The 20959-nt window shown below is 36.7% G+C and carries 22 protein-coding genes; 16 read left to right on the top strand and 6 right to left on the bottom strand.

Annotation, left to right across the window (positions count from 1 at the left end; all coding sequences use genetic code 11):
• The first annotated feature begins 25 nt into the window (after window positions 1-25).
• The 7 genes from ALW18_01400 to ALW18_01370 all read left to right on the top strand — a co-directional run bounded on the left by ALW18_01400 (window position 26) and on the right by ALW18_01370 (window position 7718).
• On the top strand, window positions 26-781 hold the full coding sequence (locus tag ALW18_01400; protein ID AOE51293.1) for a hypothetical protein: 756 nt from the start codon (window positions 26-28) through the stop codon (window positions 779-781).
• Complete coding sequence (locus ALW18_01395) at window positions 774-1301, top strand: 3-deoxy-D-manno-octulosonate 8-phosphate phosphatase (GenBank protein ID AOE51292.1); 528 nt, start codon at window positions 774-776, stop codon at window positions 1299-1301. The genes ALW18_01400 and ALW18_01395 overlap by 8 nt, the downstream gene beginning before the upstream one ends.
• Before the next feature lie 48 nt (window positions 1302-1349).
• Window positions 1350-2243 (top strand): hypothetical protein, encoded by an 894-nt coding sequence (locus ALW18_01390; GenBank protein ID AOE51291.1) that lies wholly within the window; start codon window positions 1350-1352, stop codon window positions 2241-2243.
• Window positions 2236-2829: a septum formation inhibitor Maf gene (locus ALW18_01385; GenBank protein AOE51290.1), complete on the top strand. Its 594-nt coding sequence runs from the start codon at window positions 2236-2238 to the stop codon at window positions 2827-2829. The genes ALW18_01390 and ALW18_01385 overlap by 8 nt, the downstream gene beginning before the upstream one ends.
• 3 nt (window positions 2830-2832) lie before the next feature.
• A complete protein-coding gene (locus ALW18_01380; protein ID AOE51289.1) occupies window positions 2833-3357 on the top strand; it encodes a mechanosensitive ion channel protein MscS in 525 nt (174 codons plus the stop codon).
• A gap of 6 nt (window positions 3358-3363) precedes the next feature.
• Complete coding sequence (locus tag ALW18_01375; GenBank protein ID AOE51288.1) at window positions 3364-5850, top strand: LmbE family protein; 2487 nt, start codon at window positions 3364-3366, stop codon at window positions 5848-5850.
• A gap of 158 nt (window positions 5851-6008) precedes the next feature.
• Window positions 6009-7718, top strand: a complete 1710-nt coding sequence (locus ALW18_01370; GenBank protein AOE51287.1) for a sodium:solute symporter — start codon at window positions 6009-6011, stop codon at window positions 7716-7718.
• A gap of 68 nt (window positions 7719-7786) precedes the next feature.
• On the opposite strand, the gene ALW18_01365 is transcribed toward ALW18_01370, so the two are convergent.
• A complete protein-coding gene (locus ALW18_01365; protein AOE54270.1) occupies window positions 7787-8638 on the bottom strand; it encodes a dihydrolipoamide dehydrogenase in 852 nt (283 codons plus the stop codon).
• 152 nt (window positions 8639-8790) lie between these two features.
• On the opposite strand from ALW18_01365, the gene ALW18_01360 reads away from it, so the two are divergent.
• From ALW18_01360 to ALW18_01350, 3 genes are all read left to right on the top strand, one after another.
• Window positions 8791-9252, top strand: a complete 462-nt coding sequence (locus ALW18_01360; GenBank protein AOE51286.1) for a cell division inhibitor — start codon at window positions 8791-8793, stop codon at window positions 9250-9252.
• An 8-nt stretch (window positions 9253-9260) separates the two neighbouring features.
• Complete coding sequence (locus ALW18_01355; GenBank protein ID AOE51285.1) at window positions 9261-10544, top strand: deoxyribodipyrimidine photolyase; 1284 nt, start codon at window positions 9261-9263, stop codon at window positions 10542-10544.
• A gap of 64 nt (window positions 10545-10608) precedes the next feature.
• On the top strand, window positions 10609-12306 hold the full coding sequence (locus ALW18_01350; protein AOE51284.1) for a hypothetical protein: 1698 nt from the start codon (window positions 10609-10611) through the stop codon (window positions 12304-12306).
• Window positions 12307-12314: 8 nt separating this feature from the next.
• On the opposite strand, the gene ALW18_01345 is transcribed toward ALW18_01350, so the two are convergent.
• From ALW18_01345 to ALW18_01335, 3 genes are all read right to left on the bottom strand, one after another.
• Window positions 12315-13004, bottom strand: a complete 690-nt coding sequence (locus ALW18_01345) for an aspartyl beta-hydroxylase (protein ID AOE54269.1) — start codon at window positions 13002-13004, stop codon at window positions 12315-12317.
• 100 nt (window positions 13005-13104) lie between these two features.
• Window positions 13105-13761, bottom strand: a complete 657-nt coding sequence (locus ALW18_01340) for an ABC transporter ATP-binding protein (GenBank protein ID AOE51283.1) — start codon at window positions 13759-13761, stop codon at window positions 13105-13107.
• A gap of 45 nt (window positions 13762-13806) precedes the next feature.
• Window positions 13807-14463, bottom strand: coding sequence for an ABC transporter ATP-binding protein (locus ALW18_01335; protein AOE51282.1), 657 nt, complete (start codon window positions 14461-14463; stop codon window positions 13807-13809).
• Window positions 14464-14636: 173 nt separating this feature from the next.
• On the opposite strand from ALW18_01335, the gene ALW18_01330 reads away from it, so the two are divergent.
• The 3 genes from ALW18_01330 to ALW18_01320 are packed head-to-tail and all read left to right on the top strand — an operon-like array spanning window position 14637 to window position 16059.
• Window positions 14637-15179, top strand: coding sequence for an RNA polymerase subunit sigma-70 (locus ALW18_01330; protein AOE51281.1), 543 nt, complete (start codon window positions 14637-14639; stop codon window positions 15177-15179).
• Between the two features lie 30 nt (window positions 15180-15209).
• Window positions 15210-15617 carry a hypothetical protein gene (locus ALW18_01325; GenBank protein AOE51280.1) on the top strand — a complete coding sequence of 136 codons (408 nt, stop codon included), beginning with the start codon at window positions 15210-15212 and terminating at the stop codon, window positions 15615-15617.
• A 4-nt stretch (window positions 15618-15621) separates the two neighbouring features.
• Window positions 15622-16059, top strand: coding sequence for a sensor of ECF-type sigma factor (locus ALW18_01320; protein ID AOE54268.1), 438 nt, complete (start codon window positions 15622-15624; stop codon window positions 16057-16059).
• Between the two features lie 188 nt (window positions 16060-16247).
• Here ALW18_01320 and ALW18_01315 read toward each other — a convergent pair whose 3' ends face one another.
• Window positions 16248-17297 (bottom strand): oxidoreductase, encoded by a 1050-nt coding sequence (locus ALW18_01315; GenBank protein ID AOE51279.1) that lies wholly within the window; start codon window positions 17295-17297, stop codon window positions 16248-16250.
• Between the two features lie 257 nt (window positions 17298-17554).
• Window positions 17555-17914, bottom strand: coding sequence for a hypothetical protein (locus tag ALW18_01310; protein ID AOE51278.1), 360 nt, complete (start codon window positions 17912-17914; stop codon window positions 17555-17557).
• A gap of 91 nt (window positions 17915-18005) precedes the next feature.
• Here ALW18_01310 and ALW18_01305 point away from each other — a divergent pair, with 91 nt between their 5' ends.
• The 3 genes from ALW18_01305 to ALW18_01295 all read left to right on the top strand — a co-directional run bounded on the left by ALW18_01305 (window position 18006) and on the right by ALW18_01295 (window position 20907).
• Window positions 18006-18911 (top strand): hypothetical protein, encoded by a 906-nt coding sequence (locus ALW18_01305; protein AOE51277.1) that lies wholly within the window; start codon window positions 18006-18008, stop codon window positions 18909-18911.
• Window positions 18904-19617 (top strand): hypothetical protein, encoded by a 714-nt coding sequence (locus tag ALW18_01300; protein ID AOE51276.1) that lies wholly within the window; start codon window positions 18904-18906, stop codon window positions 19615-19617. Before ALW18_01305 ends, ALW18_01300 begins: the two co-directional genes overlap by 8 nt.
• Window positions 19618-19689: 72 nt before the next feature.
• Window positions 19690-20907 carry an RNA methyltransferase gene (locus tag ALW18_01295; protein AOE51275.1) on the top strand — a complete coding sequence of 406 codons (1218 nt, stop codon included), beginning with the start codon at window positions 19690-19692 and terminating at the stop codon, window positions 20905-20907.
• Window positions 20908-20959: the final 52 nt, after the last annotated feature.

Below are 20959 nucleotides of genomic sequence, written 5' to 3'. Positions count from 1 at the left end.
AAACTTTTTTACTAATTTAGCGACCATGTTAAAAGTAGTCATAATAGGTTCGGGAAACGTAGCGCAGCACCTTATAAAAGCTTTTCAAAAATCGGAGAAAGCACAATTGGTGCAGGCTTATGCGCGTACCCCTAAAAATCTATCGCATCTGCTAGAGACAAGTCAGATTACTAGTGATATCAGTAATCTTTCGGAAGCGGATATTTATATCATATCTGTCAGCGATGATGCCATAACAGAAGTTTCCTCGCAACTACCTTTTGCCGACAGGCTTGTAGTGCATACATCAGGTAGTACCGGTATGGAGCATATTGATAGTAAGAATCGCAGAGGCGTTTTCTATCCGTTACAAACTTTCTCTAAATCAAAGGAAGTCGATTTTAATACCATTCCCGTTTGTCTTGAGAGCGAACAGGATATAGACTATCAAATACTTGATAAACTAGCACAAAGCATTTCTTCTCAAGTTTACAATATTGATACCAAACAACGTCAGGCATTGCATGTGGGAGCAGTCTTTGTAAACAATTTCACCAATCATCTTTATAAAATTGGCAATGATGTTTGTAACGAAAACAAGATTCCGTTCGACATATTGAGGCCTCTGATACAGGAAACAGCAGATAAGATAAAAACTCTTACACCTGAACAGGCACAGACAGGTCCGGCGCGAAGGAATGATAAAACAACGATACAAAGGCATCTGGACTTTATTACAGATGACAATCAAAAAGCAATATATACCTTATTAACACAATCTATACAAAGAACACATGGCTAAAAGCTATAAAGAACTAATGAATGATATTACCACATTTATTTTTGATGTGGATGGAGTACTTACCGATGGCAGCATACATGTAACTCCTACCGGAGAAATGCTTCGCAATATGAACATACGTGACGGCTATGCTATGAAAGCTGCGGTTGAAAATGGCTATACTGTATGTATTATTTCCGGGGGATTGAATGAGGGTGTACGTATTAGACTTAGAAATCTTGGTATTACCGACATTTATCTTGGTGTTCCTAACAAAGTTGAAACATTTGACGAATTTACAGATATCTACAATATTAACCCTGGGCAAGTGTTATACATGGGAGACGACATTCCGGATTATCATGTTATGAAACTCGTTGGGTTGCCTACTTGTCCTCAGGATGCAGCTCCGGAAATTAAAGAGATTAGTAAGTACATATCGCATAAAAATGGAGGTACAGGTTGCGTAAGAGATGTTATTGAACAGGTTATGAAAGTGCAGGGCAAATGGATGGAACATTTTAATGCCCGTTACGATTAACAGTAAATAACGAGTTGTGTTTTTAATTTGAATCATTAATTATTCTGAATGAAATTCTTAAAACTAATAGGTTTTGAAAACCTAATCATACTGGCTTTTGCCCAATTTATCTTTAAATATGGTTTCCTGAATTATCAGGAAGGTTTATTCCTTTCACTTAATGATGTGATGTTTTCTATGCTTATATGGGCAAGTGTGCTTATTACGGCAGGCGGTTTTTTAATTAATAACATTACTGCAAACGGAAGTCAGTCTTATGGCTTGAGCGACTCGTCATCCTATTACATTTATGCCGCGCTTACTATCGCCGGATTAGTAATGGGATATTTTGTTTGTAATGCTATTGGAAGACCGGAGTTTTTAATGGTATTTGGCATACCTGCAGCAACAATGTATTTTTATGCAAGTAATTTAAGGCAGAGTCTGTTGTTAGGTAATCTTATAGTCGCTCTTTTAAGCGGCTTGGGTGTTTTGATAGTTGGAATACTGGGCATGTATCCAGTCGCAGGAACTTCAGAGCCTGTACAGTTGGCTACTGTGTTTGGCGTTATTATAGATTTCTCGATTTTTATAGTCGTTGTAAGTTTCGCCGTTACACTGGTCAATGATCTTAAAAATACGGATGAGGATTATAATGCAGGATTAAATACATTACCGATAGCTATTGGTAAAGCGCGTGCTGCGAAAATCGCTTTTGCTTTTGGAATAATTGCCGTAGGTATGCTTCTTTATTATATAAACACTTATTTAAAAGAACTGGTATGGGCCATGGGCTTCATTCTATTATTAGTACTGGGGCCGTTAGCATATTTTCTTATTAATATATGGTCAGCTAAAACAAGTAAAGAATTTACAACTTTAGAGGTTGTTTTAAAAGCGATATTGTTTTTTGCAGCGGCATCTGTTGCTGTAATAACCTATAATATTCAGAATCATGCTTAAAGAAAAATTAAAAGGTTTTAAAATTGTACTTGCATCGGGATCACCCCGCAGACAGCAGTTTTTAAGGGAACTGGATGCTGATTTTGAAATTCGCCTTAAAGAGGTAGACGAAATTTATCCCGATACTTTACAAGGCGCCGAAATAACAGATTATCTGGCTGAACTTAAAGCAGCAGCTTTAAGTGAATCCCTTTCTGATGACGAAATACTTATTACCAGCGATACAATAGTATGGCACGAAAATAGGGCACTTGGCAAACCTAAAGATAAAGAGGACGCTTTTACCATGATAAAGTCACTTTCCGGCAAGACACATGAGGTTATTACATCTGTATGTCTTAAAAATGCAGGCAATAGCGAAACATTTAATGAGACGACGCGTGTTACATTTAATCCGTTGTCGGACGATGAGATAAACTATTACCTTGACAAGTACCAGCCTTATGATAAAGCCGGTTCCTACGGTATACAGGAATGGATAGGTCTTGTTGCAATAGCCAGAATTGAAGGTTCTTATGCTAATGTCGTAGGTCTTCCGGTAGATAAAGTTTATCAAAATCTGCTAAAATTTACGTTAAAAGCATAATTTATGATTCAGGAAGTATACAATGAGGTTATAGGTACACTAATAACAACGGTCGTATTTATAATTCTTAGCGTAATTATTAAAAAGCTTATTAAGCGTTACGCACGTGCTTCTCACCTGTCAGAACATCGTACTAACCTTATATCTAAATATATCGACTTCTTCATGATGGCGGTATATATCGTGATTATAATTGCTGTCTGGGGATTAAAAGCAGAAAATCTGTTTCAATATCTGGGAGGTATATTAACTATTATTGGTGTTGCCTTTTTTGCACAATGGTCTATACTTAGCAATATTACATCAGGGATTATATTGTTTTTTAGCTTTCCGTTCCGCATTGGTGATGTAATTAAAGTTCATGATAAAGATTTTCCTATAGAAGCCCAGATTGAAGACATAAAGGCTTTTCATACTATTTTAAGAACCAGGGATGGCGAGCTTATTACCTATCCTAACAGCCTCCTGCTGCAAAAGGGCGTGAGCATTGTGCCTTTAAAACAGGAGGATAAAGAATTTTACGACTAACATTCCATGCAAAAAAAACTATTATACCTTTTTCTATTTGCTTACGCACTGGGTTTTGCACAACAGCAAAAGCCAAAATCGTCTGAACTATATAACAAACTTGAAAAGTTAAACTTTCTAGGCACAGCCCTTTATTTAGCGGCCCATCCCGATGACGAGAACACAAGACTTATATCCTATCTGGCGAATGACGTGAAAGCAAGAACCGGCTATCTATCATTAACACGTGGTGATGGCGGGCAAAACCTAATAGGATTAGAATTGAGGGAATTGCTTGGTGTAATTCGCACGCAGGAACTTATAGAGGCACGTAAAATTGATGGTGGGGAGCAGTTCTTTAGCCGTGCCAACGATTTTGGTTTTTCTAAAGTACCAAATGAAACACTTCAGATTTGGGATAAAGAAAAGGTATTGCAGGATATAGTATGGGTTATCAGGAAATTTCAGCCGGATATTATTATTAATAGGTTCGACCACCGTTCTCCCGGTACAACGCATGGACATCACACATCATCTGCAATGCTTACGCAGGATGCATATATACTGGCGGCAGATCCGAATTATGAGCCAAACCAACTGAAATTCACCAAGACATGGCAGCCTAAACGGGTAATGTTCAACGTTTCGTGGTGGTTTTTCGGAGGAAAAGATAAATTTGATAAGGTCGATAAAACAAAATATATCAACCTGCAGACAGGTACCTACTTCCCTACCCTGGGTGTTTCTAACCAGGAAATAGCAGCACTTAGCCGTAGCAAACACAAATCACAGGGATTTGGTTCTACAGGTGTTCGTGGTGACGATATGGAATACCTTGAACTTATTAAGGGTGATAATCTCAAAGATAAACAAAACCTTTTTGAAGGTGTAGATACGTCATGGAACCGTGTTAAAGGCGGTAAAGCTATTGGTGATGCGATAACAGTTATCATTAAGGATTTTGATTTTGCCAATCCGGCGGCGTCTGTTCCTGCACTTGTAAAAGTGTATTTAGCTATAAAAAAGCTTGAGGATGAACACTGGAAAACTATTAAACTGAAAGAAGTTAGTGAAATTATTGCCGGATGCAGCGGGCTATATCTTGAAGCGGTTACAGAAGTTCAGTCGGTTACTCCCGGTAGCGATCTTAAAATAAGATATGAGGCGACTAATCGTAGCAGCGTTCCGATGAAATTGCAATCGGTGACACTTTTTCCTGAACAAAAAACTATAAATCAGGATATACAATTGTCTAAAAATATTGGTGTAGAAAATACAATTGATGCTGTTGTGCCAAAAACGGCAAATTATACTTCACCTTACTGGCTTACTGAAAAAGGAGATACCGGCATGTATAAGGTTGACGATCTGCAAAAAATAGGTCTTCCCGATATCATCAGGCAAATGTCGGCTGTTTTTGTTGTTAATATTGATGGAACAGATATTCCTTTTGAACGTACTATCGCTTACAAATACAACGATCCTGTAGCTGGGGAAGTTTATCAGCCTCTTGATATTATTCCTGCAGTAACCACACGTATACTTAATAAGGTTCAGTTATTTAAAGATAATAAGAATCAGCTTGCAAGCGTTAAAATTAAGGCAGGTAAAGATAATGCTAAAGGAAATTTAAGATTGGAACTCCCATCAGGATGGAAAGTTACCCCCGCTTCTATTCCGTTTGACTTAACGCGAAAAGGCAGTGAAACCGTAGTTACATTTGAAGTTACACCTCCTGACAGTTCTTCTGAAGCTACAGCGAAATGTATTGCAACTATAAATGGAGAGGATTTTGACAGGGAACAGATCATTGTAGATTATCCGCACATTGCTTTACAGCAGGTACTAATGCCTTCTACGGCTAAGTTTACAAAAGCAGACCTGAAAATTGCAGGACAAAATATCGCATATATAATGGGTGCCGGAGATAATATTCCTGAAAGCCTTAAGCAAATGGGCTACAATGTAACGCTTGTTAAGTCTGACGCGATTACACCTGAATATATTAAAACTTTTGATGCTGTTGTTGTAGGTATCCGTGCTTATAATGTTCTTGACGCTCTTGTATTTAAACAACAAATACTGTTTGACTATGTAGCCAATGGAGGTACTATGGTTGTACAGTATAATACAACCGGAGATCTGGTAACAAGAGATATTGCTCCTTATCCGTTACGAATATCGAGAGACAGGGTTACAGAAGAAGATGCCACTGTTACTTTTCTAGATACTAAAAATCCGGTGCTTAATTACCCTAATAGAATAACGGAAAAGGATTTTAAGGGATGGGTGCAGGAACAGGGATTGTATTATCCTGATGAATGGGGAAAAGAGTTTACACCAATATTTAGTTCTAACGATAAAGGAGAAGACGCGAAAAAAGGCGGATTACTAGTAGCTAAACATGGAAAAGGATATTACATATATACAGGGCTAAGCTTTTTCCGTGAATTACCGGAAGGTGTACCAGGAGCTTACAGAATTATGGCTAACCTCATAGGTGCAGGAAAATAACCTGTAACAGAACAAGAAGAAAAGAGTCTTATACAGAACCCAAAAATAAACGCACATGAAAGATAATCCGACACGATGGAAAAAGAGCTACTCGCTGGTACTATTGCTCAACATCATTTACATAGTGCTGTTCTATTTTATAATGCAAATTTACTAGTATGCAGTTATTAGACTGGATTATCCTATCCGCTACCCTACTGTTCATTGTTGCCTATGGCGCACTACGGACTAAAGGCAGCAAAAACGTAAACGAATATATTCGTGGCAATAACGAGACCCCATGGTGGACTGTGGGTTTATCTGTTATGGCTACACAGGCCAGTGCCATTACGTTTCTTTCTACACCGGGACAAGCCTACCATGACGGTATGGGTTTCGTGCAATTCTACTTTGGTTTGCCACTGGCAATGGTGGTAATATGCATCACATTTATTCCAATCTATCATAGATTAAAAGTTTATACAGCGTACGAATATCTTGAGCAACGTTTTGACGTAAAGACGCGTTCACTTGCGGCACTTATCTTTTTAGTGCAGCGTGGTCTTGGAACGGGTTTTACAATTTATGCCCCGGCTATTATTTTATCGTCATTGTTAGGATGGAATCTTAACCTTATGAATGTTGTTATAGGGGTAATGATTATCATCTATACTGTTTCGGGAGGCACTAAAGCTGTAAATGTAACCCACAAGCAGCAGATGTTCGTGATATTTACAGGTATGGCAATTACATTCTTTATCATTATGCAATACCTACCGGAAGAGCTTAATTTTAATAATGCAATGCATATTGCAGGTGCGAACGAAAAACTAAATATTATAGATTTCTCTTTCGATCCGGAAAAACGATATACAATCTGGAGTGGTATTGCAGGAGGTTTCTTTTTAGCCCTTGCCTATTTTGGTACAGACCAGTCTCAAGTGCAGCGTTATCTATCTGGTAAGTCGGTTCGTGAAAGCCAAATGGGATTAATAATGAACGGTCTTTTAAAGGTACCTATGCAATTTTTTATCCTTTTGATAGGCGTTATGGTATTTGTTTTCTTCCAATTCCATTCGGCACCATTACATTTCAATCCGAACAATACAAAGATCATTGAGAACTCACAGTATAAAGAGCCTTACCATAATCTGGAAAAACAACTTGATGTTGTAGCAGAAGAGAAAAAAGAAATAAGCATGCTGTATGTAGACCAGCTTAGTAAAGACTACGATAACAAAGAGCTTCATAATAAAATGATAGCCCTTAATACGAGGGAGAAAGATTTACGGGATCAGGCTAAAGAGCTTATTAGTAAAGCCGACGCTACCGCAGAAACCAACGATAAAGATTATGTTTTTCTGTACTTTATACTTAATTTCTTACCTAAAGGTCTTATAGGTTTACTGTTGGCAGTAATTATATCTGCAGCAATGTCTTCTTCGGCATCAGGTCTTAATGCTTTAGCTTCAACGACAACCATAGACATCTATATGCGCCACGTTAAAGGGGAAAAAGATGAAAAACACTTTGTGGATGCTACCAAAATGTTTACGCTTATTTGGGGTGTAATAGCTATACTATTTGCCTGTATCGGATCGTTGTTTGATAACCTGATACAAATGGTAAACATTATAGGGTCTATATTCTACGGTACAGTGTTAGGTATTTTCCTCGTGGCATTCTACATAAAATACATAAAGGCAGAAGCTATATTCTGGAGTGCGATTGTTACCCAGTCTGTAGTTATCGTTATATATAAGATGGAAATAATGAGTTACTTATGGCTAAACGTTGTAGGTGCAGCTATGACTATAATCCTGGCGCTTATACTTCAGGTGTTTATTGGAAATACTAAAGCTCCTGTTGTTACTCAGGAAACAGAATAAGACAATGATAAAACACAAAAAAGGCTGCCCATTACAGGCAGCCTTCTCTTTTCATAGCAATGCGCTAATTATTTTTTACTCCATTCCTGGATTGAATCTTTGTTCATTTTAACGTAATCGTTATTCTGAGCTTTTTCGGCTGCTGCCAAAGAAAGTTTAGCGGTTTCGATTGCACCTTTTTTATCTCCCATTTTAGCCTGTATAAGCGATTTTTGTCTTAAGATATAAAATGGAGGCTCTTGTCCGAATTTAGCAACAGACTGGTTGATCCATGCTAAAGCTTTAGCCTGATCCCCATTAGACTGATAGTAATACTGAGCCGCAGAGAATAAATCGTTAGCAGATGGGCCTGCCATTGCTGTCTCTATACTTTTCATTGCAGTAGCTTTAGTTGGTACTTCAAACTTAACAGCTACCATAGTTTTTTCCCATGCAATTTCAAGGAAACCATAGTCGTTATCAAGATTATTTATTCCTATTGTAAGTGTTTCTACATTACGGCTAAGGAATTCCGGTTTAACCGTTGTTCTTAATACTTCTTTTTTGTCATCATACTTTTCAGGAAGGCCCCAGTTATTAGTGTCATCATAAAAAATCACGTCCCAGCTATCAGCTTTCGGCTGGCTGTAGAGCGCATAATGACCTGCAGGAAGCTTTTTACCGCCAATTACAACATCATTGCTAAAAGACACAATAGTGTTGGCATTAGCACCTGTTCTCCACATTCTACCAAAAGGAACAAGTTCTCCGTAAACAGATCTTCCTTTAGAACTAGGTCGAGAGTACTCGATCTTAACATCTGTTAAACCTACAGTTTGTTCTATAACTGCCTTAGGACTTGCCTGTGGTGTTACAACTTGCGCCGAACCATTCACCATAAATGCCAGCACAAATGCGGCGGTAATGAATATTTTTCTCATAAAATTTTTGTTATTTTTTATATAGTTTGTTACTGCGAAATTAATCATTAAAGGTGGTACGATTGTTAAAAAATATTAAAAATAAACATCGTACAGTCACAAATATCAAGTACGTTTGCTAACTTTATTAGCAATCCCCTTACTTCAAAAATATGCTAAACTCTGTACACACAACGCAAAAGCTACCTATTAGCGTACAACAGGCATGGGATTTTTTATCAGATCCCAAAAACCTTGCCGTAATTACCCCGCCATCTATGGGATTTGTAACCTTATCCGGTGATGACAGGTCGATTTTTCCCGGACAAATAATTGAATATACTGTTACTCCCTTACTAGGTATAAAAGTTGGTTGGGTAACTGAAATAACACACGCAGAAAATCTGAAATATTTTGTTGACGAGCAGCGTTTTGGTCCTTACAGCTTTTGGCATCATAAACATTTTTTAAAAGAAATTCCCGGAGGCGTAGAAATGGAAGACATTGTACATTACAAATTACCCTTTGGTTTTCTTGGTAAAATGGTACATCCTTTTTTGGTAAAACCAAAACTTAAGGAGATATTTGACTTCCGTGAAAAAAAGCTGATTGAGCTTTTTGGTGAAATGAAATAATATTTTATATGACGATATTCTGGTTTAGACGTGATTTGCGTTTAAAAGATAACACAGGACTTTTTGAAGCTTTAAGTGCTGACGACAATGTGCTTCCAATTTTTATTTTTGACAAAAATATACTCGCTGAATTATCGAAAGATGATGCCCGCGTATCATTTATACATAAGCTCCTTGACGATTTAAATAGCGAACTTAAAAAGCATAAAAAGTCATTGGCCGTATTTCATGACGAACCTGAAAATATCTTCACGCAATTACTTAAAGAGCATGATATTACAGCAGTGTATACCAATCATGATTATGAGCCATATGCTTTAAAAAGGGATAAACAAATACATCAGTTGTTAGCGGATAATACTATTGATTTTGAAACATTTAAGGATCAGGTTATATTCGAAAAAAACCAGGTCGTGAAAGATGATGGAACTCCTTATGTTGTATACACCCCTTATATGAAAAAGTGGAAGGATGCCTTTCATAAACAATCTCTAAGGATGCATCATTCAGAGAATAAAATTGAAAATATCGCATCTCACTCCTACCCTTTTTTAAGCTTACATGATATTGGTTTTACTGAATCTAAAATCAAACCTATAACTTTTGATCTTTCCGGTCCGGTAATTACAAATTATAAAGACACCCGTGATTTTCCCGCAATTGACGGTACATCACACCTTAGTCCGTATTTGCGATTTGGAGCCGTAAGTATCAGGGAAGTTGTTAAGAAAGCTTCGGAGAACAGTAAAGAAACATTTCTTAATGAATTAATATGGCGCGAATTCTTCATGCAGATACTTTGGCATTTCCCTGAAACGGTAACAAAAAGTTTCCGCCCTAAATATGACGATATAAAATGGCGGAATAATGAAACTGAGTTCAAAGCGTGGTGCGAAGGAAAAACAGGATACCCTATCGTAGATGCAGGTGTGCGGGAACTAAATGCAACAGGAACGATGCACAATCGTGTGCGTATGGTTGTTGCAAGCTTTTTATGCAAACACCTATTAATTGACTGGCGTTGGGGAGAGGCTTACTTTGCTGAAAAGTTATTTGATTATGAGCAGTCCAGTAATATTGGTAACTGGCAATGGGCAGCAGGCAGTGGCGTAGATGCAGCTCCCTATTTCAGGATTTTTAATCCCAGCGAACAGGTTAAGAAATTTGATAAAGACCTGAAATATATACGTAAATGGGTTCCTGAATTTGAAGACCTTGATTACAGGCCAATTGTAGACCATAAAGAAGCCAGAGAACGTGCTTTGCGGGTATATAAGGAAGCGGTTAAATAAACAGGTAGAAATACTTACTATTAATATATTCTGTCGCAATATATTTACAAAAATGTATTCTCAGATGAGTTCTCCAATTTATATTTTAGGAACCGGATTATCACATAATTGTTCAGCGGTTCTGTTAAAAGACGGAAAGATTTGTGTTGGTATTGAAAAAGAACGCCTTACCAGGATAAAGCATGACGGAGGCAATGATACACTAGCTATTCAATATTGCCTGGATGCAGAGGGTATTGAACTAAAAGATATCTCACTCGTTGTACAATGTGCTAATTTTGAAATTCCCGAACGCAACCAATATAAAGGTAAAAGGATTTTTGCCGGAAACGAACTTCTTAATGTCGTTACTATTTCCCATCATTTGGCGCATGCCTATAGTGCTGTAGGAACGTCTCCCTTCTCTGAATGCGCAGTAATGGTGATTGATGGCTGCGGAAGTCCGCTACATCAATTTATAGAACTTCACCCTGAGCAAAAACAATCCATTTCAGAAGATGTACTGAATGAAATTCAAATGGTTTGCGAAAAAGACAGTTTTTATCATTTTGATGGACAAATACTTACTCCTCTATCAAAAGATTTTAGTAAAATGGCTGAATCAGGAGAAAGCTTGTTTTCACTCCCAACTACACAACACTCTATAGGTGGCTTTTATGCTGCTGTCAGCAATTATGTTTTTGGAGATATGGATGATGTTGGAAAATTAATGGGACTTGCACCATTCGGAAATTCGGGTGTATTTAATTTTGAAGCCTTTGAATTTATTAATGGAAATCTGTATGTTAACGATGACTGGAAGAGTCAATTTGTAAATCCGTTTCAGGGCTATGAACACTTTAAACAAAACTTTGATTATTATGCTAATGTTGCCTATTGGGCGCAGGAACAGGTAGAAAAAGCGGTATTGCAATGCATCGAAAATCGTTTGGAGCGCTTTCCCCATGAAAATTTATGTTATACAGGCGGTGTAGCTTTAAATGCTGTGGCAAATGCTAAACTGGAAGATAGTGGTATTGCAAAAAACATTTATTTTGAACCTGCCGCTGCCGATAATGGCCTCGCTTTGGGATGCGCCTATTATGGGTGGCTGGAATATCTAAAGAAGCCTAAGGTTGAGCATGATGGAAGTACCTGTTTTGGTAAAGAATACACAGATACTTGTATAGAAACTGCATTTAATCTGCCGGAAAACGATAAATACAAGCCAAAAATCTTTGATGATCGTGAAGAGATGCTTCGCTATTGTGCCGCGAAATTGAATCACGGAAAAACAATTGGCTGGTTTCAGTCAGGATCTGAGTTTGGTCCACGTTCGTTAGGTAGAAGGAGTATTTTGGCGCATCCCGGTATAGAGGGAATGAAAGATCACATTAACAGGGATATTAAATTCAGGGAAGACTTTCGCCCCTTTGCGCCAGCTGTATTAAAAGACAAGGTAGATGATTATTTTAAGGCGGGTAGAAACAGTCCGTATATGATTCTTGTTGATAAAACACGACCTGAATATATTGATAAGCTAAAAAACGTGACACATAAGAATGGATCTGCGCGTGTGCAGACCGTTGAGGAAAGCTGGAATCCTCATTTCGCTGCTTTATTGACTGAATTTTACAACCAGAGCGGAATTGCCGTATTACTAAACACTAGCCTGAACAAAAAAGGAATGCCAATGGTTGAAACTCCCGAAGAAGCTATTCATTTATTTGAAGTTACCGCACTTGATGTATTGGTAATTGAGAATTACATTTTAGAAAAATAGTGCTTACGCTACTCTAATTCACCAATCATTTTATTTGCTGTAGGTGTATTCATTCGGCGTAGCTCTGCAATCATTAGCTTTTTTTGTTCATCAGTAATAACCGGAGCAGGTTTTACAAATGCTTCCTGTTGCGCCTCATTATAAAACATGGCGTCTGTCCAGTCATTTCTGATACCGTCAATTACAAGATGAATTCTATCACGCGATCCCCTGTTTGCAACAGAATGTATAAAGTTGGCATCAATATACCAGCACTCACCCTCATTCATAATAAGGCGCGTACCATCTAAAATAAACTCAACATCACTATTTGTAATTATTGGAATGTGTAGCCTGAAAGAACCGTCCTCATAACCAAGACAATGATCACTATGCGGTTTAATTTCTGCGCCGACAGCTAGTTGTAACAATCTTACAGCTGTTTTCTCAAACAAAAAGCCATCAAGTATCTCTTTAAAATATAAACAGGAATTCAAAACGTCTGTAGCAATAAGTTTCTTATCACTATTTGGCAGCGCAAAAATGGCATCTGCCTTTCCTGTTTGCGACATCAATGCTATAGAAGTCCACTTACCCGAATAATCATTCTTATTATAATGATCAGTCCAGTCTGTATTTATAATCTTCTTAACGTCATTCTGTAGCTTTTCTACATCAAATAAAACCGGAAACTTTATTGAACGTACTAATTTATCCATAACTAACATCTTATAAATTAAGCATTTCCCATAGTTGAAAATAATACCTTAAAAATATAAAACTAATATGGATGTATGACAATTCCGTCAAAATTCTTTATTACTGAATATCTCTTATTATTTCAAAATTAACCTGGCCAAAATCGGTGATTACCTTATTTGCCAAAGAGGTGTCTTGTCCCATGGTATGTCCGCTATTATAACCAATACAATAAATACCGGCAGCATTCGCAGCCTTAATTCCATTGGTACTATCTTCAATAACAATACATTCATTTTTCTCAAAACCTGATTTTGCTACGGCCTCAAGAAATATAGCCGGATTCGGTTTGGACTCCTCAAAATCCTCGCCGCTAATAGTACAGTCAAAATATTGGTGTAAACCAAAACGTGTAAACACTTTTTCAATTTTTCTTTTTGACGCAGATGATGCTAATAAAAGCTTCATTCCATTTTTATGCAGATCAATAATAAGATCTTTTACTCCGGGAAGCATTTCAAGATCTTCAGCGTTGTCAAAAGCATCGAAGTAATACTTATATTTTTCATCAAGCAGTTCTTCATGCGTAAGCGGAATAGTGTATAAATCTTTCAGTTTCTGAACGATCATCTTGTCAGAATTACCAATAAACGTCCCGTATACTTCATCAGATACATTTATATTAAGTGCTTTGTATAGCTTTTGGTTAGCACGGTAGCCAATTGGCTCGGTGTTTACCACTACCCCATCCATGTCGAAAATTACTGCTTTTGTCATAATAGAATTTAGTTGCCTCCGCTTAAACAAACGAAGACAAAATCTTTAGTTTAAATTTTTAACCTTATCAGCGTCCAGCTCATTAAAATGATTGATCACCATATCGGCTTCTGCCAATTCCTGTAATTTTGAATTTTCACTCATATAGCCAACACAGTATATGCCGGCAGCTTTTGCGGCCTTGATACCATTTGTACTATCTTCTATAACTATACATTCTTCTTTAGGCGCTACTGATAACGAAGCAGCATGTTCAAAGATAGCAGGATGCGGTTTTGACTTTGGAAAATCTTCTCCACTTACAATATGCGTAAAATATTTATGAAGCCCAAAACGGTTAAATACACGTTCTATAGTTACTTTAGATGCTGATGATGCCAATATTAATTGTATGCCATTATCATAAAGATTAACTATAAGCTCACGTACACCGGGCAGAAGGTCAAGATCTTCTTTCTCATCAAAAGCGTCGTTAAAAAGTGAGCGTTTTTTCTGCACAAGATCTTCTACTTCCTCAAGTATTTCAAAAGATTCTTTTAAGCGCTGGTAGACATTTTTGGTAGAGTTACCTGTAAACGAAGCATACATTTCGGCAGTTACATCTATATTTAAATGTTTGAAATGCTGGTGGTAAGCATAGTGGTGAACAGGCTCTGTATCAACAATAACCCCATCCATATCAAAAATAACAGTCTTTATCATATTGTATTTTAAAGTCGCAAAAGTACAACATTACTACGTTTATATAAAATTAAGAGCTATTAAGCTGTAGTTAAACTTCAAACCCTTGTTAAACCTTGTAATACTTAAATTATAAAAATTGCAGATTAAACCTTTTGCTTTATTTTTAGTCCAACAATAAACACTAACCAAAGTTGCAGGACGAGAAGGCCTTTATAGCATCATTGCTAAATCCCAAAACGCAGGACATTGCGTTTAGGCAGCTCGTATCTCAATACAGCCGGCCTCTCTATAGCCATATTCGTAACATCGTGATAGATCACGATGATACAGATGATGTACTGCAAAACACGTTTATTAAAGTATTCCAGAACCTTAAAAGTTTTAAAGGTGAAAGTAAACTCTTCTCCTGGGTATATCGTATTGCCACCAACGAGGCAATAACCTTTGTGAGTTCTAAAGCGAAAAAAAATAATATCAGCAATGAAGAAGTGCAACAAAAAGCGTTGCAAAACCTTCAGGCAGATGAATATTTTGAAGGCGATGCTATGGAGTTAAAACTTCAGCAGGCAATTACGTCGCTACCAGATAAGCAACAATTAGTATTTAAAATGAAATATTATGAAGACCTTAAATATGAAGAAATATCAGAAATATTGGGAACATCAGTTGGTGCTTTAAAAGCATCTTACCACCATGCAGTAAAAAAAATTGAAGATTTTATAAATAGCCATTAAACCTTTTTAAATTAATTAAGTCTAATCACTATGAACGATTTCAAACTAGATAGCAGACCAAATATAAAATCAGGATTTAAAGCTCCTGATGCTTATTTTGAAAGCTTAGCCAACAGGGTAATGCTTAACCTTCCTATGCAGGAAGTAAAAGTAATACCGCTTTACAAAAGAAGGCCTGTATGGGTTACTTCTGCTGCGGCTGCGCTTGTGCTGTCATTATCGCTTATACTTAACAAAAATGAGGCTGCAAAAAAACCTGCACTGCCGGACAACAAAGCAATTGAAAATTACTTTGCTTACCAGGCTGACATAAGCTCGTACGAATTGCTACAAAACCTCGATGTTGAAGATGTAAGCGAATTACAGGAATCGGTAAATATAAGTGATGAGGCCATTGAAGAGTATCTTGCTGGCGAAAATGTTTACTTATATGAATAAAATAATGAAGATCAGACATGTAATGTTGTTCTTCCTGTTTTTTACAATGTTGGCCTATGGGCAAACCGACAGGAGAGATCAGTTAAAAGCGTTGAAATCAACACATATTGAGGGTGCATTAAAGCTTACTCCTGCTGAATCGCAGAAGTTTTGGCCTATGTATCTTAATTGTGAAGAAAAGATATATGATATAAGGTATAATAAAATTCGTCCCCTTACCAATAAACTCGAGGAAAAAGGGATTGATGCACTTACACCAAAAGAAGCACAATTGTATTTAAGTCAGCTTGAGTCGGCGGAAGAAGAGATATTTAATTTGCGCAAAAAACTGGTATCTGACTTACGATCAGTAATTGGCGCGAAGAAAGTCCTAAAATTAAAAACGGCGGAAGACGACTTTAACAAGTTGCTTCTAAGTAAATACAAAGGACGAAAAGATTAGTAGTTTATGAAAGTTAATTGATTAATCGCGAGATTAATTAATTAGTTAGTTTATGTTTAGTTTAAGTTTGGGAAAGGGAAGTTACAGCTTCTCTTTCCTTTTTTTATGCACTAATCATAAGTACGTATCTCATTCCTTCAAAGAAACATTTGTTATTATCGACTATCCGCCGGTATTTTATTGTAAATCTACTTTAATTTTAATCGTATAATTTTATTCTGTCCTGCGGCAATAATTGTTTTAGAATCTGCAAATCGTAACGTATGTAATGTTTTATCTGATAACAATTGTTTCCAGTTTTCTCCTCTGTCGTGTGAATAATAAACACCTGAAGCTCCCACCGTTATCAATTCATTTCCATCACTTTCCGGCACAAACTGTACGCATGAGCCATATCCAAAACCTTTGTCCTGCCCTACTTTCCTCCAGGTTTTACCACCATCTTCGGTAAGTATTTTATTATCCTTATTAAGTTGAGGATTTTCATAATCACCTCCTACGGCAAAACCAATCTCATCATTATAAAAATCGGCAGAAAATATTCCTGTCATTTCTCTACCCTGAACTATTGGGGTATTAAAAACCTCCCATTTCTCTTTAAGGGAGGAAGAATAAAACACTCTCGCCTTTTTACCACCTGATACTATCCAGGTGTTATCGCCTTTAACGATAACGTTGGTATTACTTGCTGCAAAAGCTGCCTCGCCATCTGCTACAGCAGGAAACTGGCTGCAAGGTATTTTCTTCCATGTATTTCCTCCATCGTTAGTGATAATAACAGATAAACATCCGTCTATAGGGTCACCTATGGCTATACCTTCTTTATCATTGCGAAACTGCATACTGTCGTAAAACACTTTTTCACCTGTTTCGGTATATACAAGCTTAGATTGTTTTCCGTCTTTAGATATCTTATATAATAACGCAGGCGTACCTACATTAAGTATAAAAATATCAGATTTTGTCTGAGCTATAGCGCGAAATTCCGGCATTAAGGTATCCTGTACCGCAACACCAGTAAAATTCCTGCCTCCATTTAATGACACCCATCCATATTTACCATTGTTTCCGGCATACCAGGCTTTATCGCCATCAATAGCAATTCCCCTGATACTTATCTCGTCCTGTAATAATGTATCAACTTTAACAGTATCGAAAGAAGCTTTAAAATTTTTGCTGTCTTCCTTCTTACAGGAAAGCAACGAGAGCACCATTAATAATATTATGCTTTTATTCATTTTGTAAATTTGGTTAGCTAATGTATAAAAAAATAAAGATTGAAAATTTACTTTGTATGAATTTTTAATACTAAAACGATTTGTTTTGTGATGATAAATCAATAATTACTTACAAAACAACACATAGTTGTCTAGAATGTTACATTTTATAAATTTTATGATGATCGTGTTAAAGATGAACTTAACGACAAATAGCCGGATATCACTTTTATTGACAAGCGATATCCGGCTATTTTACAATTTATCATTACTAAAGATTACACGTGCCTCTTCCGCCCATCAAACATATATATCCATACCATTCTGGAAATTCTGAAATTAAATGTGCTTAACAGTACTGACATCACACCTATAAGGCTAACCATACCTATAAAACTTTTAATAAAGAAATGTGCTACTGCAAATACAGCTATCATTTCGGCAACTGTTAAACCGTAGCTTACATACATAGAACCAAAGAAATAACCCGGTTCCTTCTCAAATTTGTGTCCGCAAACGGCACAGTTCTCATGCATTTTTGGCATTTGAAACAACAATGGATTACCTTTTTTACTGAACACTTTTCCCTGTCCGCATTTCGGACATTTTTCTTCTAATATATCTGTAAATTGTGACATTGTTTTTTTATTCAAATTTACTGCACACAGCAGTTTATAGCAATAGCATATATTCGCAGGAATTTGTACTTTTAGGACATATTACATTAATATGAAAAAAGTATCGGTATTGCAGATGCAGCAGTTTCAGGCAGGAACTAGCCCTGAAGATTTCTATGCAAACACATTACAAAATCATTTAGTCACAAGCCATAAGGACATTGCACTACCCCATTCGCATAATTTCTATCTTGCTATACTATTTACTAAAGGAAGCGGTATACACGAAGTTGACTTTACTGTTTTTGATGTAAAACCCGGGGCATTATTCTTTCTAAATCCGGGGCAGACGCATCATTGGGAGTTATCGAAAGATACCGAGGGGTATATTTTCTTCCACACTCAGGCTTTTTATGACCTGCATTACACCAATAACAGATTAAGCCATTTTCCTTTCTTTTTCAGTATGCACAACTCGCCATGTATTTATCTCGCGGGTAAGCAATATCAAAACATTACTAATTGGTTCAGATTAATACTGCAAGAAAATCAATCTCAAAACATATTAAAGCGTGAGTATATAATTAGCCTGACAGATCTTGTATATAATGAAGGGACAAGATATTACAAGCATCAGAATATAGTACCTATAGAAAACAGGAACAACTATTACGCTAAGTTCAGGCATTTCGAAGAACTGGTTGGTGAACATTTTACAAATAAAAAATCGCCTTCTGCGTATGCGGGAATGCTAAATATGACCTCTAAACATCTTAACAGAATTACGCAGGCAGTTGTTGATAAAACAGCTTCTGATGTAATTATGGATCGTGTGCTGCTTGAAGCTAAAAAAGCGTTTATCCTTCAAAAAGATAGTTTTGCTGAAATTGGCTATTCATTGGGGTACGATGATTATGCTTATTTTTCAAGGCTCTTCAAAAAGAAAACCGGTGAAACACCATCTGCATTTTTAGGAAGATATAAAAGAGACAACCATTTAAACCATTACCATGAGTAAAATTACTATTCTTATATTAGCAGTTATAGCTATCGCTGCTTGTCAAAAGGAAAAGACAACAGTGATAGAAAAGCAAGAGACCAAGGGAGATACAATTATAAACAGCGAAATTACCTGCGACTGCCCTGATAGTAAGTATCATGAAAAAGGTAGTGTAGCCGATACTGTTTTTTCATTATCCAAGAATAAGATAATAGCACTATGCGGTTACCGGAATGAGAATGGTGATTTTTCGGAATTTACGCTATCTATCTGTAATAGTAATAAAGTTATTGATTTTTGGGGTGCAGTTAAAAAATGTCGTATTGAATCTAAAAATGACACTTTATATGTAAGTGACATTAAATTTCTACCGGTATCAAAAAGTTTTAAATACGATTCAATAGCATGGAATATCGGGAAAATATATTTCGATAAAGATATTATTAATCAAAAAAACGTAGTTAACACTGAGTTCCCTAAATACACTAGTAGTCAAATTACAGAAGTCTTATCTGAATATGAAAAAACTGATTCTACTATTGATGAGAAAAAGATGGAATTAGTCAATAAATTATTCATCGCTACGGTATCGGGAAGCAATAAAGCGAGAGAATATTTTGAACAATTCCCATTAAAAATGAAAGTTTTAGATGGTGCTTATGCTGAGGAATATCATGAATTGGAAGTGATGCTTAAACAATGGGACAGCCAAAATAAACCCTGATAAAAAGCATAACAAAACATAGTTATAAGTTCTGCTTAAAATATAATACCTTTGCAGCTTCAAATTACGATAATGAGATTACACAGGAATTTAGTTTTTACGGTTATTGATTCACTTGGCTTTGTCTTTAATGATGGAGAATACGCCGATAAGGTTGTTGCACGTGCACTTAAAAAAGATAAACGCTGGGGAAGCGCCGATAGAAAATTTGTAGCCGAAACCATATATGAAATTGTTCGCTGGAAACGCCTTTATATAGAAATTGCCGAAGTTAAAGAACCTCTTGACAGGGATAACCTATGGCGTATTTTTGCTGTGTGGGCTGTGCTTCGTGGCGTAACGCTTCCGGACTGGAAATATTTTGAAGATACTCCAATACGCCGTATTAAGGGTCGCTTTGATGAACTTTCTAAAATACGTAAGTACCGTGAGTCTATTCCAGACTGGATGGATGAAGTTGGTGTAAAAGAGCTTGGCGAAGCAAAATGGGAAAAAGAACTTGCTGCACAAAACCAGCAGGCAAAAGTAATACTTCGAGTAAATACGCTTAAAACCACTAGAGAAAAGCTTCGCGCTATCCTTATGGATTTAAATATAGATACGATAATCGAAAAAGATTATCCGGATGCACTTATCCTTAAAGAAAGAGCAAACGTATTTCTAACCGATGCTTTTAAGGAAGGAATGTTTGAAGTACAGGATGCTTCATCTCAGCTTGTAGCGCGTTTTCTTGAAGTTGAGCCGGGTATGCGTGTTGTAGATACGTGTGCAGGTGCAGGTGGTAAAACACTCCACATGGCATCACTAATGGAAAACAAAGGCCAGCTTATTGCAATGGACCTTTATGAAAGTAAACTGAAACAGCTTAAGCTTCGTGCGAAAAGAAATAGTGCTTTCAATATTGAGTACCGTATTATTGACAGTACTAAAGTAATCAAGAAGCTTCATGAAAAAGCCGATCGTGTACTTATTGATGCACCATGCAGCGGATTAGGTGTACTTAAGCGTAATCCTGACAGTAAATGGAAGCTTCAGCCTGAGTTTATAGATAACATTAGAAAAGTACAGGCAGAAGTGCTTGAAAACTATTCTAAGATCGTAAAACCGGGTGGCAAAATGGTATATGCTACATGTTCGGTACTTCCATCAGAAAATGAAGAGCAGGTTAAAAAATTCCTTACGACCGAGATTGGTAAAGAATTTACTTTTGTAAAAGAAAATAAGGTATTGGCTTCAGAAAGCGGCTTCGACGGTTTCTACATGGCGTTACTCGAAAGAAAAAATAAATAGTTATATGAGCCTCCCAATCGGGAGGCTTTTTTTTTGCATTATATTTAAACAT

The sequence above is a fragment of the Flavobacterium psychrophilum genome (assembly GCA_001708385.1).
GTDB classification, from domain to species: Bacteria; Bacteroidota; Bacteroidia; order Flavobacteriales; family Flavobacteriaceae; genus Flavobacterium; species Flavobacterium psychrophilum_A.
This window is presented reverse-complemented; position numbering and strand designations above follow the sequence as displayed.

Bases quoted from the DNA above. Each gene is read 5' to 3' on its own strand.
- ALW18_01400 (AOE51293.1), top strand. From the start codon at position 26: ATGTTAAAAGTAGTCATAATAGGTTCGGGAAACGTAGCGCAGCACCTT.
- ALW18_01395 (AOE51292.1), top strand. From the start codon at position 774: ATGGCTAAAAGCTATAAAGAACTAATGAATGATATTACCACATTTATT.
- ALW18_01390 (AOE51291.1), top strand. From the start codon at position 1,350: ATGAAATTCTTAAAACTAATAGGTTTTGAAAACCTAATCATACTGGCT.
- ALW18_01385 (AOE51290.1), top strand. From the start codon at position 2,236: ATGCTTAAAGAAAAATTAAAAGGTTTTAAAATTGTACTTGCATCGGGA.
- ALW18_01380 (AOE51289.1), top strand. From the start codon at position 2,833: ATGATTCAGGAAGTATACAATGAGGTTATAGGTACACTAATAACAACG.
- ALW18_01375 (AOE51288.1), top strand. From the start codon at position 3,364: ATGCAAAAAAAACTATTATACCTTTTTCTATTTGCTTACGCACTGGGT.
- ALW18_01370 (AOE51287.1), top strand. From the start codon at position 6,009: ATGCAGTTATTAGACTGGATTATCCTATCCGCTACCCTACTGTTCATT.
- ALW18_01365 (AOE54270.1), bottom strand. From the start codon at position 8,638: ATGAGAAAAATATTCATTACCGCCGCATTTGTGCTGGCATTTATGGTG.
- ALW18_01360 (AOE51286.1), top strand. From the start codon at position 8,791: ATGCTAAACTCTGTACACACAACGCAAAAGCTACCTATTAGCGTACAA.
- ALW18_01355 (AOE51285.1), top strand. From the start codon at position 9,261: ATGACGATATTCTGGTTTAGACGTGATTTGCGTTTAAAAGATAACACA.
- ALW18_01350 (AOE51284.1), top strand. From the start codon at position 10,609: ATGAGTTCTCCAATTTATATTTTAGGAACCGGATTATCACATAATTGT.
- ALW18_01345 (AOE54269.1), bottom strand. From the start codon at position 13,004: ATGGATAAATTAGTACGTTCAATAAAGTTTCCGGTTTTATTTGATGTA.
- ALW18_01340 (AOE51283.1), bottom strand. From the start codon at position 13,761: ATGACAAAAGCAGTAATTTTCGACATGGATGGGGTAGTGGTAAACACC.
- ALW18_01335 (AOE51282.1), bottom strand. From the start codon at position 14,463: ATGATAAAGACTGTTATTTTTGATATGGATGGGGTTATTGTTGATACA.
- ALW18_01325 (AOE51280.1), top strand. From the start codon at position 15,210: ATGAACGATTTCAAACTAGATAGCAGACCAAATATAAAATCAGGATTT.
- ALW18_01320 (AOE54268.1), top strand. From the start codon at position 15,622: ATGAAGATCAGACATGTAATGTTGTTCTTCCTGTTTTTTACAATGTTG.
- ALW18_01315 (AOE51279.1), bottom strand. From the start codon at position 17,297: ATGAATAAAAGCATAATATTATTAATGGTGCTCTCGTTGCTTTCCTGT.
- ALW18_01310 (AOE51278.1), bottom strand. From the start codon at position 17,914: ATGTCACAATTTACAGATATATTAGAAGAAAAATGTCCGAAATGCGGA.
- ALW18_01305 (AOE51277.1), top strand. From the start codon at position 18,006: ATGAAAAAAGTATCGGTATTGCAGATGCAGCAGTTTCAGGCAGGAACT.
- ALW18_01300 (AOE51276.1), top strand. From the start codon at position 18,904: ATGAGTAAAATTACTATTCTTATATTAGCAGTTATAGCTATCGCTGCT.
- ALW18_01295 (AOE51275.1), top strand. From the start codon at position 19,690: ATGAGATTACACAGGAATTTAGTTTTTACGGTTATTGATTCACTTGGC.